The sequence below is a fragment of the Enterococcus sp. AZ194 genome, assembly GCF_051713825.1.
Lineage (GTDB): Bacteria > Bacillota > Bacilli > Lactobacillales > Enterococcaceae > Enterococcus_K.
On sequence record NZ_JBIOQR010000001.1, the window covers coordinates 3,759,446 to 3,775,161 of the forward strand.

The window sequence follows — 15,716 nt, forward strand, 5'->3', positions numbered from 1 at the left end:
TCTTATTAAATAGCGATTTTTAGTCGACCATTTTCTTAATTCGCATTGGAATATACAATTTTGTAAAGACAAAGGCGACCACCAAATAGCTTCCTAAAGAAATACCTGTTTCTTGGAGGTTCTTTAAACCAATTGCTGCAAACAAGCCAAAAATAAGCGCTGCAGCTAGTAATAAAAAGCCAATCAATGATTGAACCGCTTGACCTTTTTGACTAGTCGGTACAGGATAAAGCTGCGTAAGAACCATGTAGTGAAATTGATTATAAAGTGGAATCAGTTGAAAACCAATTAAATAAATAAACACCACACCTAATCCAACACTAAACCATAAAGAATCAAGGAAATATAAAAACAAACTCCCAATAGCGACTAATCTCAAATACAGTCCACTAAACTCTGAGCCGCGAATCATTCGTCTAGCATAGAGATAGAGATACGTTTGTTTATGCTGTAATGGAATTCTATTTAAGAAACCATCGAGATATTTGCGGCGTTTCACCGTTGCGGTAATTTCCGGAACATCCGTAAACAAATTAATAAATTGATACAAACGATGCAAACGGTTCTGTTCCTTGTTGATCATTTCCTCCCAATCTAAACCGACTGAAAGACGTTTCAAATACATCGTAAAGACAACTGCCTGGAGTAGACCAAGAATCGCTCCAAGCCAAGAGAATGTGTAGACACTGATGAAAAGAATGATTGCTGCCATTCCTAGCCAGATAAGCTGGCTCATCCGTTTATTTGACTGACTCACTTGATAAATCCCATAACGCTGAACGTGTAGCTGACTGTATTTCAAACTCCATAGCATGAGTAAAAACCAAACGAATTCTCCAAACTGAAAACCTGCTGAAATTACTAAAAGTGGCATTAAAAACCCACAGATAAGAACAAGTAGGAAAAACGGAAAGAGACAAGAATAGACGAAGCTTCGTTTAAAATACGCCCCCATCTCCTGCTCTTTGGGCAATAAAAACACCATATCTGCTGGCTCAGCCAACGTGACAAAATTGCCAATGTACAGGCTAACTAACCAAACAAGCGCAACAATGCCGCCTCCTATACTGAAATTCTCAGGTAAGGTCTTTAATAGATTGGAATAATAAAACCCAACACCACCGACCAAAAAGAGACAGACAAGAACAAAGTGGTCATTAAAGACATATCGCATATAGCGCATCATCCGCTTTTGATGACGGGCTAAGCGCGTTTGAAAAAAATCACTCATGATCTTGCTCCTTTGTTAACGCCACATAAATCTCATCTAAGGAAGAATCTGGTAGCTGGAATTCTTGACGTAACTCGGCCATGGTTCCTTGCGCTCTAACTTCTCCGTTATGAAGCACCACAAATCGATCGCAATACTTCTCAGCCGTTGCCAAAATATGCGTAGACATTAAAATTGCGGCCCCTTCACGACGCATCTCATCCATCAATTCTAAAAGTGCATGAATCGCCAATGGATCTAACCCTAAAAACGGCTCATCAATAATATATAAGCTTGGCTCAATTAAAAATGCGCAAAGCACCATTACTTTTTGTTTCATCCCTTTAGAAAAGTTAGCTGGAAACCATTCTAGTTTATTTTCTAAACGAAACGTCTTTAACAATTTGTCCGCCCGTTCAAACGCAACCTCTATTGGAATATCATAAGCCATCGCCGTCACTTCAATATGCTCTTTCAAGGTTAATTCTTCATATAAAGAAGGCGTTTCTGGTATGTAGCCAATTTTTTTACGATAATCTTCTGGCTGATTTTTTATCGTTAACTCATCAATCGTGACCTTTCCTTTTTGAGGAGTCAATAAGCCTATCACGTTTTTAATTGTCGTACTTTTCCCAGCACCATTTAGCCCAATCAGTCCGACCATCTCACCATTATTCACATCAAAGCTTATATCTTTCAAGACAGGAATATGACCATAACCACCTGTCACCTGTTCAATTTTTAAACTCATCTTTGTTCCTCCAATTTTTCATTAAGGCTATTATATCATCTTTTCGAAACGACTTTCTTATTATTTTTATGTTGTTTTCATGAAGTTCAAAAAAAATCCTCTCCAAAATAAACTATAAATCGGTCAGACTCTTTCAACTACTCACCATATTAAATAAATACAGTTATCTTAAATGAGCGTGCTCAAGACAGAGACTCTTCACTCGATTTTTCTATAACAAAGGAGAGGCATCTAGTTGTTAATTAGTTAAAACAAAGGGTCTTATTGGACATTGGAAAAATAAGCATAGTATACTTTAGAAAAAAAGGAGGTTGGGACAGAAGTGTTTAACTCCGAGAACCGGGTAGGTACTGTGCAACATCAACTCATACTTCGTTGTGTTTTACAGCACCGATTAGGTACTGTGCAACATCAACTCATGCTTCGTTGTGTTTTACAGCAATAAGAACCTTCAACTCTAGCATGTCTCATGCGTAGAAGTTGTTGAGAGCGGAACAACGTCCTTCAATTCTTAAGGTGTTCCACCTTTAGAGATTGATGAGATCGGAGTCTTTTTGCGCAGTGAAGACCTTCAACTCTAGCATGTCCCATGCGTAGAAGTTGTTGAGAGCGGAACGCAGTCCATCAATTCTAAAGGTGTTCCACCTTTAGAAATTGATGGGGCGGAGTGAAGATGGAGTTGCTTCTGTATCCACCGTTTATTCGGATAAAAAGAGGTTGGGACATAGCTTGTAGAGTTATGTCCCACGCTCAGTGAACGAAAAAGAGATTGCCAATTATGTTGAGTTAGCTATGAAAAATCTCCATTTCGCAAAAGTTCAAAGAGAAAATGTCATCAGTGAGGTCACACGTCTACTCCATACCAAATCAACAGAAGAAGTCAAACAGCGACTAAAAAATAATTAAGAGGGCCTGCGTTCAAGCCAACCAGTGAATCTTGGCTTGGCGCAGGCTTTTTACCTGCCGTTACTGCACCAAAAAAATGAGCATATACGTACGCCTCGCTATTTTTTCTCAAACTTGTAAGTGTTCTTACCTATTTGCACTCTGAGACTTTTTTACGACTTCCCTACCCATTTCGCTTACAAGTCATACAAGTTGTGGTAAAGTTAATTTATTAAGAATTTTTGACTCCGAGTCATTTATGAAAGGATGTTCTTCATGGAAAATTGTATTTTTTGTAAAATTATCAATCAAGAGATTCCTAGCTACAAAGTATATGAGGATGAGGTTGTCTATGCCTTTTTAGATATATCACAAGTGACAAAAGGCCATACATTAGTGGTTCCTAAAACACATGTCACGGATTTATTTGAATATGATGCAAACTTAGCGTCAACAGTCTTTGCTCGTATTCCCAAAATTGCCAAAGCAATAGAAAAAGCTTTTCCTGAAATGGAAGGCTTGAACATGGTCAATAACAACAAAGAATTAGCTTACCAATCCGTTTTCCATTCACATATTCATTTGATTCCACGTTATAGTGAAGACGATGATTTTTCTATGCACTTCGGAAATCACCAAGCAGATTATCAAAGTGATCAGCTCAAACAAATTGCCGAACAGATTGCAAAGCAGGTGGAAAACAATGATTAAAAACTTTATGAAGGGTTTGCTTTTTGGCAGTCTGACTGGCGCTGCTGCCGGTTTACTTTTCGCCCCTAATAGCGGGAAAAAAACACGCGAAAAAATCATTTCAGAAATTGATGAAACTACTGATTTGACGATGAATGTCAATGAAAGTCTTGGGCGTTTTAAAGAGGCCTTACTTGTCACAAAAGAAACAGCCGCAGAATTATTGCCTGTCTTTCAAAATGGTGTAGAAAAAGACCTTGAAGACTTCCGATTCCAGGCAGAACCACGAATTGCCCAAATCCAAGAGCAGATTAACAAACTATCTGATGAACTAGCTCAGGTAGCAGATGAGTTTTCTGAAGATTCATCTAAAAAAAATGAAGCACATCGGTTTCATTTGAACAGACCAAAATAAGCGGTTGTTGTTTACAATTGAGCGTTTCAAAAAACGAATATCTTTTCCCTTATTAAACGATGAATCTGCTGTCTCAGTGAATTCATCGTTTTTGACATATTCTAATAAATAATAAGTGCAATCAGTCATAATCGACTCTTCAATTTAATCTACTCAAAAATTCAAACACTAATAAACATATTCGGATATTTGATAGTAAAAACATATTTTCTTAAGAAAAATCCTATTTTCCTTAAAAAAATATGTTTTTACTATGAATTTTGTTTGAAACTATCCTTATCCCTATTTCTTTTATAAAAAAGAGTATGGTATAGTATTACTTGTGATTATCGCAAAATACTATATAAATAAATAGGAGTGCTAAACAGAATGAAGAAAAAACTTATTTTGGCTGTTGCAGGAGTACTAAGTGTATTCACGCTAGCCGCATGTTCAAATGGAACAAACAAAAACATTGCGACAATGAAAGGTTCGACTATCACAGTTGAAGATTTCTACAATGAAGCAAAAACACAACCGCAAGCTACAAGTACAACCATTCTAACTAACTTAATTTTAAATGAAGTGTTGGACAAAGCTTATGGAGATAAAGTAACTGATAAAAAAGTAGATGAATTATACAAAGAAGAGGCAAAAAAATATGGTGATACATTTGAATCACAATTAACTCAAGCCGGGTATACGAAAAAAACTTACCGTGCGCTATTAAAACAACAAGAATTAGTTGATGTTGCTTTACGTGCCCATGTAAAATTAACAGATGCTGATAAAAAAGCTGCTTGGGATTCATTCCATCCAGAAGTAGAAGCACAAATCATCGTTTCTGCAACAGAAGATGACGCAAAAGCAATTAAGAAGGATTTGGATAAGGGTGGAGACTTCACTAAAATTGCTAAAGAAAAATCTGTTGATACAACAACTAAAGAAGATGGTGGGAAAATCAAGTTTGACTCTCAAACAACAGAAATCCCTCAAACAGTTGCAACTGAAGCGTTCAAATTAAAAGATGGTGCTGTATCTGAACCAATCACTTACACAAACTCATCAACAGGTTCATCAAGCTTCTACATCGTCAAAATGACAAAAAACAAAGAAAAAGGCAATGACATGAAGCCTTACGAAAAAGAAATCAAAGAAATTGCAACAAAAACAAAAATTTCTGATCAACAATTTGTCTTAAAATCGATTGGTGAAGAATTAATTAAAGCCAACGTAAAAATTAAAGATGATGCCTTCAAAGACATCTTATCTCAATTTACAGCAGCTGCTGAAACAAAAGAATCTAGCACAAAAGAATCAGAAAGCAAGACGAAAGAAAGCTCAACTAAATCTTCAGAATCTAGCACGAAAGAGTCAAGTACAAAAGAATCTAGTTCAAAAGATTCAGGTACTGAAAAAACATCTGATTCAAGCAAAACTGAAGAAAGCTCTTCAACTAAATAATCACAACACGATTAAGACCATCAAGCAATTGCGACTTGATGGTCTTTTTTAGTACCCACTATTCCTCTAGATTATATGACGCCGGGTTTCTTTTAAAATCTTTAGTTAACTTTAAGTGGAGACCTTCAACTCTAGCATGTCCCATGCGTAGAAGTTGTTGAGAGCGGAACACAGTCCATCAATTCTTAAGGTGTCCCACCTTTAGAAATTGATGGGGCGCAGTGGAGATGTGTTGCTTCTGTACCCACCGTTTATTCGGATAAAGAGAGGCTGGGACCTTATTCTTTTATTAATTACACTTCTTTTGGCACGTAAAAACTTCGATTATCCATACCAAAGATTCGGTCTGTATATTCTCCTGGTGTCGTTTGACGAATCGAGGTTAGCATCATCTGCATAGAGGCATCCATGTTATCAATTTGATGTAAAATTTCTGCTTCCATGATTCTTGGGCGGACTGGTGAACCATACTCCAATAGCCCGTGGTGTGCCAACACCATATGTCGTAAAACAACCACATCTTCAGCCGCACCATCAATGTTTAATTCCAAACAAGCTTTGGTGATTTCCTCATCAACTAAAACTAAATGCCCCACCAGATTGCCGGCCAAGGTGTACTCCGTTGACATTGGCCCAGATAATTCGATGACCTTGCCTAAATCATGAAGAATAATGCCTGCATATAAAAGCGCATGGTTTACTTCTGGATATTCTTTAGCAACGGCCTTGCCTAATCGAAGCATAGACACCGTATGATAAGCCAAACCGCTAGCAAACGCGTGATGGTTTCGTTTAGCTGCTGGATAGTCAAAAAATTGTTTTTGATATTTGTTCAATAAAAAGCGCACAATTCGATTCCAGTGAGCATTCGTAATCTCAAACAAGGTTTGGTTGATTTCTTCCTCCATATCTTCCTTCTTAAGAGGTGCTCGTTCCATAAATTGCGTAGGTTCAGAGGATTCACTCGCATTCGGCAAGCGCAGGTTTAGAATCTTAACTTGCGGATTTCCTTGATAAATCTCTCTTTTGCCCATCAGTGAAACAACTTTACCCGCGACAAAGGTTTCAATATCTTCTTCAGAGGCGCCCCAATATTTGCCGTCAATTGTTCCTGACGTATCTTGAAACGTGAATGCAATGAATTTTTTATTATTTTTGGCCAAACGAACATCCGCGTTTTTAATTAGCACAAGCATTTCAAATTGATCATCCACAGATAATTCTCGAATTTTTTTCATAGTCAGTCTCCTATTCTTATCACTGGTTGATTTAGCTCTTGATAATAGCTTACCATTTCTTTGTCCGAAGAAAAACAAATCACCTGATATTTTTTACTAAATTCATCTAAGAGTTTTGCCAAACAATATTTTCTTTGATGATCATAATGTAACCAACCATCATCAATCATTACTGGAGATAACTTTCTATCGCCCTCTAAAGAAAGATACGCAAACCGAATCGCCATCATTAATTGATCTTTAGTTCCTGTCGAAAGCTCATAAACAGAAAATGATTGCTGGTGACTAACAACTGTTAGAATCTCAGCCTCTAAAGTAAGTTTATTGTACTTGTTATCTGTTAATATCCCCAAATATTCTCCCGCTCTTTTTAATAATTCCGGTAACTGGCGTTCAGATAACTCCGTTGATAAGTCTCCTAAAAAGACCGCAGTTAATTCCAAAGCGCTCCACTTATTGGCCAACGCCAGAAGTGCCGCTTTTTGCTGACTTTCTTCTTGATACAATTGATCTAATGTACCATCTGACTGAAGAGTTTCCACTTGAATCTTATTACGTTGGCGTAACTCTGAAAGTCGTGTTGCCTGTTCATTCAGCACTTTTTTTGAAGTTGAGACAGTTTCCATCAACTCGTTTAATCCACCTTCTGTCAACTCTTCAGGAAACAGCTGACCAATTGTCTGCGTCAACTCCTCATAACGAGAACGATTCTTCTGGCCTTCCTCTTCTTGTTGAAGACGAGCTGGAATCTCAGATAAATAAGCAATCCCCGTCTCTTTAAATAAGTCCGTTTGCTCTGCCAAAGCTTCTTTTTGTTTACGTCGGACTTGATTCATTTGTTGCTTCAAAAGGGTATTTTGTTGATAGCTTTGGGCAAACTTTAATTGCTCCATTTCCTTAGCAAACTGGTTAATTATCGCCATCTTCTCAGAAAGTGATTTCTCTTGAAATGGTAGCCACTCCTGTAAAAACTGACAATCGGCCGCCCACTTATCTAGTTGTTGCTGTTGCTGTCGATTTTTTTCACGTATTTTTTGCTGCTCTTGAAGCCCCTCTAAATACTGCGTCACCTGATAATAATTCTCTTGAATCAGCGAATAGGTATTCATTTGACCTAAATGATGGTCTTCTATATAAGTCAATAATCGCACATTTTCGTTCGCTAACTGGTCATTAATCATCTGTTCTTGTGCCAACTCTTGTGCTAATTTTCCTTCATAAATATCTAATTGGTTCAGTTTTTCTTGCCACTGCTCTTTGATAAGCTGTGGGGAAGCCTTTTGTTTTCTAACTAACGGATAAACCCCACTGATAAGACCTGCGACCATGAGTGCGAAACACCCCCATCGAAGAACACCGCCCAAAAATAGACCTCCAACAAACGAAAGACTAGCCACAATCCACGGAATAGGCGAAACCTTTGTCGTTTTGTTATCCCGTTGAAACAGCTCTGGATGATTCGTCTCAAACTGGTTGACTTCCTCCTCCAATTGATCTCGTTGCTCTTTGATCATTTCTTTACGAACCATTCCCTGCATTCGTGACTCCTCCAGTTGATGACTCTTTGTCACTAACTCAGAAAGCACGGTTTGGTCTACTGGCACAGGTGGGCGTTCAGCCACCCATTGCCATTGCTGTTCCATGCGACTCAGCTCAAAAGTGGTCTCTTGATATTTCTGAACAAATCGCGCTTGTTCTTCAACCAACAATTGAACGTCTACCTGTTGCTCCACTAACGCTTGAATTTTTTCTTCATTTTCTAAATAAAAATAGTAGCGTGCAGACTGCTGATCCATCCCACTGTGTTTTTCTAGCTGCTGTTCCAACTCTTCTAGCTGCCCTGCTAATTGTTGTTGTTTTAGGTAAACGTCTTGTAGCGCTATCTTTTGACTTTCTGTGAGTGTTGGCTGTTTCAAAAGGCTTTTTAGGTGCAACCACTCTTTATACAATGGAAAATTGACCTGCTGTTGACGCAGTGCACTCAGCTTCTTTTCTTCCTCCTCCAAGAGGCGTTTGGTTTGTTTGTATTCTTTTTCTAGCTGCTGTTGTTGGCGAATTAGCTCACCAAACTCAGCCTCTTGTGCTTGTTTTCTTTGAATCTGCTGTTGCAAAAGCTGCCAGTCCACTAGTGCTTGGTTCAAAGGAAGCTTTTGTCCCTTCTTTTTAAACAGCTGTTGCGCCTGTCCTAAGTATTCTTGCTTTTTTTGAAAAAGATTGGTACTCCCTGAAATGCCCAAAGAAATTAGGGATTCATGTAGTTCATTTTCTTTTAACAAATCCAACTCTGTCAGTTGCTCCTGTTGAAAAGTAAAAACTTGCTGGAACAGTTCTTTTGTCAAAGGCGCCAATAGTTGCTTTAATAAACGTTCATCACCCACTCGTTCATCCAAAGTAACCTTCGCTTGCCCTTTATTTTGTTGGCGATATCTCTCTATGATTACCTCTCCGTGAAGCGGAAGCTCTAACCAAAGCTTCCCACCAAACGCAGCACCATCTTTTGGCGTATAATCTTTTTTCTTTTTATTTTTTGTTGGAAACCCAAAGAGCATTGCGCAAATAAACTGGTAAAGTGTCGATTTACCGGCTTCATTACTTCCATAAAACAGCTGGTTTGAACGTTCAAAATCAAATACTTGATTTCGCCACTTACCAAAAGCGGTAATTTCTGCTTTTAAAAGCCTCATTCTTGCGTTCCTCCTATCGTAAAATCTGAGTCAAACAATCGTTGGGTTTCTTTTAAAACTGTCTCTTGAAACTCTGGCGTATCCGCTAATAAACGGTGAGCAATTGGATGCCCATAAATCTCAGATAAGATTTGCTGAAACTCTTCTTTATCTTGATACGAATGAAACAGCTGCTGAGCCAATTCCATCGATGCCTCAATTTTTATTTTACTTTGTGTCGATTGATGAACGAACTCAATCGCCCAAATATAAGAATCCAGTGTTTCTTGTTGTGCTTTCTCTAATAAATAATGAACAATTTCTCTATTCTCAACACTCTCTTGAAATTCCTTACCCAACTGTTCAAAATCCGTTAATTTAAGCTGAATAAGTGTTCGTTTGACTAATGCGCTACTCGATTGTATTTGATACAAAGACTGCTCTATTTTTTTTAATGCCTCTTGACTTGTTCGTACCGTTTCTAAGGATAATTCTTTAGTTACCCAGTGAATTTCCGCTACCGGAAGAAACTGTTTGTCGACTTCTCCTTCTTTGATTTCAACCAAAAGAACCCCTTCAACCTGTTCTTCTTTTTGCGTATGACCTTGAGGTGTACCTGGGTAAAAAATACCTGGCTGACGACTCAGCTCACTCGGCACATGAATATGCCCTAACGCCCAGTAATCATAGCCTTTTTGCTGCATCTCAGTTACTTGAAAAGGTGCATAGTTATTCGTTTTACCTAACTCTCCATGGTAAATACCTAGGTGAATATCGACTGGGTAACGAGAAGGAAACTCCGAAACTTTGGCTGTCTTCAACCATTGATTGGTATAACTAAAGCCGCTAATTGCCACAGACTCACCCTGTCGTGTCTTCCACTGTTTTGTTTCCACTTTTTCTGAAGTATATAGATACACATTTTCAGGAAATTCAAACCAATAACGTTCACTTTGATAATAATCATGGTTTCCAAAAATTAAAAAGACCGGAACTTGTCTGTCTGATAAACGGGACATCTGTTCAAAAAAGTGCTTTTGCGTACGTAACGATGGGCGACTTTGATGGAAGGTGTCCCCAGCCAAAAGAAGACAGTCTACTTCCTGTGAAATAGCTGCATCCACAATATTTTCTAAAACCTTCTGATTGACTTCCAAAAAGTCTAACTGAGCTTCTCTAGCCATCCCAACTAATCCTTCAAATGAACGATCTAAATGCAAATCAGCTGCGTGAATAAACTTCACCATAAACGGGCAACCTCCCTACTTTTCTTTCTATATCATACCATTTTCCACAAACACCGTCACTAAAAACACGAAAACTTGTTCGTATTTTCAAATGAGAAAGATGCCCTAAAAGAGCAAACAAAAAAGAGTGAGCGTGGGCACAGAAGCAACTCCTTCTCATTTCTCGGAGTTACATACTTCTGTCCCAACCTCACTCTCGTATTTTTTAACAATTAGGTTTACTTATAAACCAAAGTCAAAATAATCACGCGCATTGCCATAAGCTATTTTAGCGATAATTTTACCCAAGTAGTGGTCATCTTCAGGTAACTGACCTTCCTCTACCCACTCACTCACAAGTTGACACAGAATGCGACGGAAATATTCATGACGAGGGTAAGAAAGGAAGCTGCGCGAGTCTGTCAGCATTCCCACAAAATTCCCGAGAATCCCCCCCTCAGCTAATGTCGTCAGCTGATAACGCATCCCAGAATACGTGTCGTTAAACCACCAAGCAGAGCCAAATTGAAGCTTCCCTTTAACTTCTGATTGGAAACACCCCATAAGAGCCACTAATGGTAAATAATCCTTGGCATTTAACGAATATAAAATCGTTTTAGGTAGCTCATCTTTTTGATTCAACTCATCGAAAAGTCGGCTAACACCCGCTTCAATCTGTTTATCACCTAAAGCATCTGCTCCTGCATCAGGCCCATAAGTTTGATAGAGTTTTTGATTATTATTGCGTGTTGCCATCAGATGAAGCTGAGCCGTCCAGCCTTGTTTATGATAAAGACGCATTAAATCAGCTGCTAAGCCAAATTGATAACAGTCAACTTCTTCTTTGTTCAAAGGAATCCCCGCACATTTTTTATCAAAAATTCCCGATAATAAAAGACGATCGTAAGCAAATGGTTTTAATGTTGCAAAGCTATGATCTGATAAACGACAGCCCATCGTTGAGAAGAAGTCCATCCGTTTCTCTAACGCCACCAACAGATCTTGATAGCTTTTAATTGCCATATCCGATTTTTCTGAAAGCTCTTTTAGGTACCCAAGATACTCATCTTGTTGAATATTAATGACTTTATCTGGTCGGAAAGTTGGATAGACCTTAAAGGCTTGTTCTTCTTGAAGCTTCAAATGATACGTAAGAGAATCGATGGGATCATCTGTTGTACAGATTACCTGAACATTCATTTGCTTAATCAAACTCCTAGTCGACATATCATCCTCTTGTAACTTTTTATTCGCTTTTTCCCAAATACTTGGTGCGTTTTCTTCATTTAATAACTCTTCAATCCCAAAGATTCGTTTCAATTCAAGATGGGTCCACACATACAGTGGATTGCCAATACAAGCTTCAATCGTTTTTGCCCAAGCCAGGAATTTTTGATAGTCATCGCCCGTTCCAGTAATAAGTGCTTCTGGCACTCCATTGGCACGCATCAACCGCCATTTGTAGTGATCACCACCTAACCATGCTTGAGTGATATTGGTGAACTTTTTATTTTCGTAAATCTCTTGAGGATCTAAGTGACAATGGTAATCAATAATTGGCTGTTCTGCTGCATACTCATGATACAACTTTTTAGCAAACTCACTTTTTAATAGAAAATCTTTGTCTAAAAACATGATTTCATCTCACTATCCTTTACTTTTTTCAATTGCTTCCCACAATCCAAGAAGATACATCGCACCCAATGCTCGATCATATAACCCATAACCAGCACGACCTGTCTCGCCCCAAATCATTCGCCCATGGTCCGGACGAATATAACCGTCAAACCCATTATCAAACATCGCTTCTAGAATTCTGTACATATCTAACGAACCTTCTGAGGACAGATGTGGCGCTTCATAAAAATCCTTATCATTGCCCAAATATTTAATATTTCTGACATGTGCAAAAGGAATTCGATCACGTTTGCAGAATTCTGCTAAAATCTCGTAGACATTATTTTCAGGATCTTCACCAATACTTCCAGTGCACAGTGTTATCCCATTTGATGGACTATCAACCACATTACAGATCCAGTCTAAATCTTCTCTGTTTTTGACAACCCTTGGCAAGCCAAAAATAGCATACGGCGGATCATCTGGGTGAACCGCCATCTTGATGCCAACTTCCTCACAAACAGGAATAATTTCTTTTAAAAAATAAGCAAAATTTTCACGCAATTTTGTATCATCCACTGCCTCATAAGCTTTAAATAATTCCTTCACCTGAGCTAATCTTTCTGGCTCCCAACCAGGTAATGTGTAGTCAGATGTTGACTCTTCCACTTCACGAACAATTTCTTCCGGATCTTTATCAATTCCCGCTTTTTCAAAGGCCATGGTTGAAGAACCATCTGGTAAAATATAATTTAAATCCGTCTTAATCCAATCAAAAATTGGCATGAAATTATAACAAATGACTTCAATTCCATATTCTGCTAAATTTCGAATCGATTCTTTATAATTTTCAATATAACGGTCACGAGTAGGTAAACCAATTTTTATATCATCGTGAACATTCACACTTTCGATTACTTTTAAGGTCAGACCAGCTTCCTCAACTTCTTCGACTAACTGTTTGATTCTATTCTTCGGCCAAACTTCTCCTGCTGGAATATCAAATAGTGTCCCGACAATTCCTTTCATTCCAGGAATCTGGCGAATCTCTTGTAATTTAATTTTGTCTGCTTCTTTACCATACCAACGAAAAGTCATTTCCATGTATATCCGCTCCTTTTACTGAACAGTTTCATGCAAAACAGCACGAACTGCCCCTTCTTTTTGAATCATCTGTTTAAAGTAGTGTTCAATTTTTTCCCCAAGTCGTGCTTCATATAAATCTACACCAAAAATCGATTGATTCGCTAAAATCGGCCTTAAAATTGAGGCTAGATCCCCTTCAAACCCTAACGTGACCTCACTCAACTGCTCTTGTAATTCATCCAACAACGGGTCTGGACTAAGCTTCATCGCTTCTCCTTGGTCATTCAGGCCTAGAAGGTAACGCAACCAGCCAGCAATGCTTAATGGAATATACACTAGCTGCTCTGATTTCCCACTCTCCATATATTTTTTGATGGTCTCTCCAAACCGAATCGCAACTTTTTGTGAAGTATCTGCCGCTATCCGTTGAGGCCTATCAGGAATCATTGGATTAGGTAGACGCTTTGTAATGACCTCATCAATAAATGTTTTCGGATGAATAATCTCTGGATCTTCAACAACAGGTAGGCCTTCTTTATAACCGACTCCTTTAATCAACGAAACAATATCCTCATCCTTCATCTCCTCAGCAATCGATTGATACTCAAACAGACAACCAAAAATAGACATCGCTGTATGAAGTGGATTTAAACAGGTGGTCACCTTCATCGCATCTGTCTTATCCACAATTTCTCTTGTCGTAAAAATCACTCCCGCCACTTCTAAAGCAGGACGGCCATTCGGAAAACTATCTTCAATAACCAAGTAGTGTGTCTGTTCCGTATTAGCAAACGGTGCGATATTTGTTCCTTTATCCGTATGAATTAAAGAAAGCCCCTCAATTCCTTGTGCCGTCAACTTATCTAACACAGTCTGAGACGGATTCGGTGTAATTCTATCAATCATTGACCAAGGGAAGGTCACCTTCTCTGTATCCATTAAATAGTCAAGAAAGGCTGCCTCGACATCCCCCTTTTCTTCCCAACCTTTTACGATTTGAACAACCGACTCCTTGAAACGTTGCCCGTTTCTAGAAAAGTTATCGGTAGAAATTAAGGCCAATGGATACGCGCCTTTTTTAAACCGGTGAAGAAGTAGGTTTGCAAGAATACTCATCGTATGAACAGCTTTATCTGGTCCAGCTTCAATATCTTTGATTGCAATAGGTGATAGCTTGCCCTGACTATCGGTGAGCGCATAACCTTTTTCTGTAATCGTCACTGTTACCATCTGTAAAGAAGGATTTTCGAATATTTCCTGAACACGTCGATAGCTTTGCTCTTCTAAAGGATGACAAAAAAAGCTCTCAGCAACGGCATTCAGCATTTTTTTCTCTAACTCGCCATCTTCATGCATAATCACTTCTAAAATATTATTATCATACGGGTGATACGCCTTTTCAATCACTTGCTCATCAAATGTTTCGCAGACAATTACGCCACTTCTCATTTCTTCTTTATCCACTAATTCCTGAGCAATCTCTGCATGAAAAGCTCGAAACAAATTCCCCCCTCCAAAGTGAAGCCATTGGGGATGTTCTTTTGTATAAGAAACTAGCTCCGCCTTTTCTGCTATGGGCCTTTTAACCTTTTCCCAAGTTTCAATTCCTTGCATTGTCTTCTCCTCCTCGTAAAATCACCAAACTGATATATTAATATTTTAATCTATCGAAAAAGAAAATGCAAACCTTTACAAAAATTCTTAGAACTTATATACTAATTTTATTGCACCTAATAAATTATTTGGAAAAGAGAAGCCTATTGACTACAACAAATTTTCAACACAAAGCCTATGAATCAATCAAGAACTCAATCCTTTCAGCAGAATTAGCTCCCGGTTCCCGAGTTTCCGAAAAGGAATTGGAAGAACGTCTAGAAATGGGACGAACGCCTATTCGTGAAGCTATTATCCGTTTGCGTAGAGAAGAACTTATTCGCGTGATTCCTCAAAGTGGAACCTATGTTGCCAAAATCAATTTACAACAAATTGAAGAAGCTCGTTTTGTTCGAGAAACCTTGGAAAAAAATATTTTTGTCGTCGCTTGTGACTTAGCAACTGAAGAAAACTATCATGAGTTAGAAAAATTATTGGTACTTCAAAAAACTTATGCCACACTCAAAGATGAAGCCACCTTTTTCCAATTAGACGAAGATTTTCACCACTTGGTTTATCAAATCGCCAATAAAAATCACGTCTGGAACTGGCTACAGTCCATTAATTTGCAGCTCAATCGCTTCCGCTTTTTACGCTTAGAAGTAGCTGGACTTTCTTGGGATGTTATTTTGAACGATCACGAACAAATTCTTCAAACTTTAAAAGAACGTGATAAAGAAAAAATTGTTGCCTTAATTGGGACCCATATCGATGTCATTGATAACGACTTAAAGGTAGTCAAACAAGCCTATCCTGATTATTTCGAGGAATAATTACCTTTATAGAAAGGAAGTTTTTTTCTATCAATTCAAGCATGACCTCGTACCTATTTTAGATTT

13 protein-coding genes are annotated in these 15,716 nt (G+C 38.3%); 5 read left to right on the plus strand and 8 right to left on the minus strand.

Annotation, left to right across the window (positions count from 1 at the left end):
* Positions 1-19 precede the first annotated feature (19 nt).
* On the minus strand, positions 20-1,231 hold the full coding sequence (locus tag IGI37_RS17475) for an ABC transporter permease (RefSeq protein ID WP_438763356.1): 1,212 nt from the start codon (positions 1,229-1,231) through the stop codon (positions 20-22).
* Complete coding sequence (locus IGI37_RS17480) at positions 1,224-1,961, minus strand: ABC transporter ATP-binding protein (RefSeq protein ID WP_438763357.1); 738 nt, start codon at positions 1,959-1,961, stop codon at positions 1,224-1,226. Before IGI37_RS17480 ends, IGI37_RS17475 begins: the two co-directional genes overlap by 8 nt.
* A 753-nt stretch (positions 1,962-2,714) precedes the next feature.
* Between IGI37_RS17480 and IGI37_RS17485 the strand changes: the two genes are divergently transcribed.
* The 4 genes from IGI37_RS17485 to IGI37_RS17500 all read left to right on the plus strand — a co-directional run bounded on the left by IGI37_RS17485 (position 2,715) and on the right by IGI37_RS17500 (position 5,394).
* Positions 2,715-2,867 carry a hypothetical protein gene (locus tag IGI37_RS17485; RefSeq protein ID WP_438763359.1) on the plus strand — a complete coding sequence of 51 codons (153 nt, stop codon included), beginning with the start codon at positions 2,715-2,717 and terminating at the stop codon, positions 2,865-2,867.
* Between the two features lie 255 nt (positions 2,868-3,122).
* The gene (locus tag IGI37_RS17490) at positions 3,123-3,557 is read left to right on the plus strand and encodes an HIT family protein (protein WP_438763361.1); all 435 of its coding nucleotides are present in this window, start codon (positions 3,123-3,125) and stop codon (positions 3,555-3,557) included.
* Positions 3,550-3,951, plus strand: a complete 402-nt coding sequence (locus tag IGI37_RS17495; RefSeq protein ID WP_438763362.1) for a YtxH domain-containing protein — start codon at positions 3,550-3,552, stop codon at positions 3,949-3,951. The genes IGI37_RS17490 and IGI37_RS17495 overlap by 8 nt, the downstream gene beginning before the upstream one ends.
* Before the next feature lie 369 nt (positions 3,952-4,320).
* Positions 4,321-5,394, plus strand: a complete 1,074-nt coding sequence (locus IGI37_RS17500; protein WP_438763363.1) for a peptidylprolyl isomerase — start codon at positions 4,321-4,323, stop codon at positions 5,392-5,394.
* Between the two features lie 293 nt (positions 5,395-5,687).
* Here the strand turns inward: IGI37_RS17500 and IGI37_RS17505 are convergent, their stop codons facing one another.
* The 6 genes from IGI37_RS17505 to IGI37_RS17530 all read right to left on the minus strand — a co-directional run bounded on the left by IGI37_RS17505 (position 5,688) and on the right by IGI37_RS17530 (position 14,838).
* Entirely contained in the window at positions 5,688-6,632 is a 945-nt protein-coding gene (locus IGI37_RS17505; RefSeq protein WP_438763364.1) for a 3'-5' exoribonuclease YhaM family protein, read from the minus strand.
* A 2-nt stretch (positions 6,633-6,634) separates the two neighbouring features.
* Entirely contained in the window at positions 6,635-9,316 is a 2,682-nt protein-coding gene (locus IGI37_RS17510) for an AAA family ATPase (protein ID WP_438763365.1), read from the minus strand.
* The gene (locus IGI37_RS17515) at positions 9,313-10,542 is read right to left on the minus strand and encodes a metallophosphoesterase family protein (protein WP_438763366.1); all 1,230 of its coding nucleotides are present in this window, start codon (positions 10,540-10,542) and stop codon (positions 9,313-9,315) included. The genes IGI37_RS17510 and IGI37_RS17515 overlap by 4 nt, the downstream gene beginning before the upstream one ends.
* Positions 10,543-10,764: 222 nt before the next feature.
* Positions 10,765-12,156, minus strand: a complete 1,392-nt coding sequence (gene uxaC, locus IGI37_RS17520) for a glucuronate isomerase (protein ID WP_438763367.1) — start codon at positions 12,154-12,156, stop codon at positions 10,765-10,767.
* Positions 12,157-12,168: 12 nt separating this feature from the next.
* Positions 12,169-13,242 (minus strand): mannonate dehydratase, encoded by a 1,074-nt coding sequence (gene uxuA, locus IGI37_RS17525; RefSeq protein ID WP_438763368.1) that lies wholly within the window; start codon positions 13,240-13,242, stop codon positions 12,169-12,171.
* 15 nt (positions 13,243-13,257) lie between these two features.
* The gene (locus tag IGI37_RS17530; protein ID WP_438763369.1) at positions 13,258-14,838 is read right to left on the minus strand and encodes a mannitol dehydrogenase family protein; all 1,581 of its coding nucleotides are present in this window, start codon (positions 14,836-14,838) and stop codon (positions 13,258-13,260) included.
* A 146-nt stretch (positions 14,839-14,984) separates the two neighbouring features.
* On the opposite strand from IGI37_RS17530, the gene IGI37_RS17535 reads away from it, so the two are divergent.
* The gene (locus tag IGI37_RS17535; protein ID WP_438763370.1) at positions 14,985-15,650 is read left to right on the plus strand and encodes a GntR family transcriptional regulator; all 666 of its coding nucleotides are present in this window, start codon (positions 14,985-14,987) and stop codon (positions 15,648-15,650) included.
* Positions 15,651-15,716: the final 66 nt, after the last annotated feature.

Excerpts from the sequence above, each read along its gene's own strand:
- IGI37_RS17475 (WP_438763356.1), bottom strand. The coding sequence starts at position 1,231 with ATGAGTGATTTTTTTCAAACGCGCTTAGCCCGTCATCAAAAGCGGATG.
- IGI37_RS17480 (WP_438763357.1), bottom strand. The coding sequence starts at position 1,961 with ATGAGTTTAAAAATTGAACAGGTGACAGGTGGTTATGGTCATATTCCT.
- IGI37_RS17490 (WP_438763361.1), top strand. The coding sequence starts at position 3,123 with ATGGAAAATTGTATTTTTTGTAAAATTATCAATCAAGAGATTCCTAGC.
- IGI37_RS17495 (WP_438763362.1), top strand. The coding sequence starts at position 3,550 with ATGATTAAAAACTTTATGAAGGGTTTGCTTTTTGGCAGTCTGACTGGC.
- IGI37_RS17500 (WP_438763363.1), top strand. The coding sequence starts at position 4,321 with ATGAAGAAAAAACTTATTTTGGCTGTTGCAGGAGTACTAAGTGTATTC.
- IGI37_RS17505 (WP_438763364.1), bottom strand. The coding sequence starts at position 6,632 with ATGAAAAAAATTCGAGAATTATCTGTGGATGATCAATTTGAAATGCTT.
- IGI37_RS17510 (WP_438763365.1), bottom strand. The coding sequence starts at position 9,316 with ATGAGGCTTTTAAAAGCAGAAATTACCGCTTTTGGTAAGTGGCGAAAT.
- IGI37_RS17515 (WP_438763366.1), bottom strand. The coding sequence starts at position 10,542 with ATGGTGAAGTTTATTCACGCAGCTGATTTGCATTTAGATCGTTCATTT.
- uxaC (WP_438763367.1), bottom strand. The coding sequence starts at position 12,156 with ATGTTTTTAGACAAAGATTTTCTATTAAAAAGTGAGTTTGCTAAAAAG.
- uxuA (WP_438763368.1), bottom strand. The coding sequence starts at position 13,242 with ATGGAAATGACTTTTCGTTGGTATGGTAAAGAAGCAGACAAAATTAAA.
- IGI37_RS17530 (WP_438763369.1), bottom strand. The coding sequence starts at position 14,838 with ATGCAAGGAATTGAAACTTGGGAAAAGGTTAAAAGGCCCATAGCAGAA.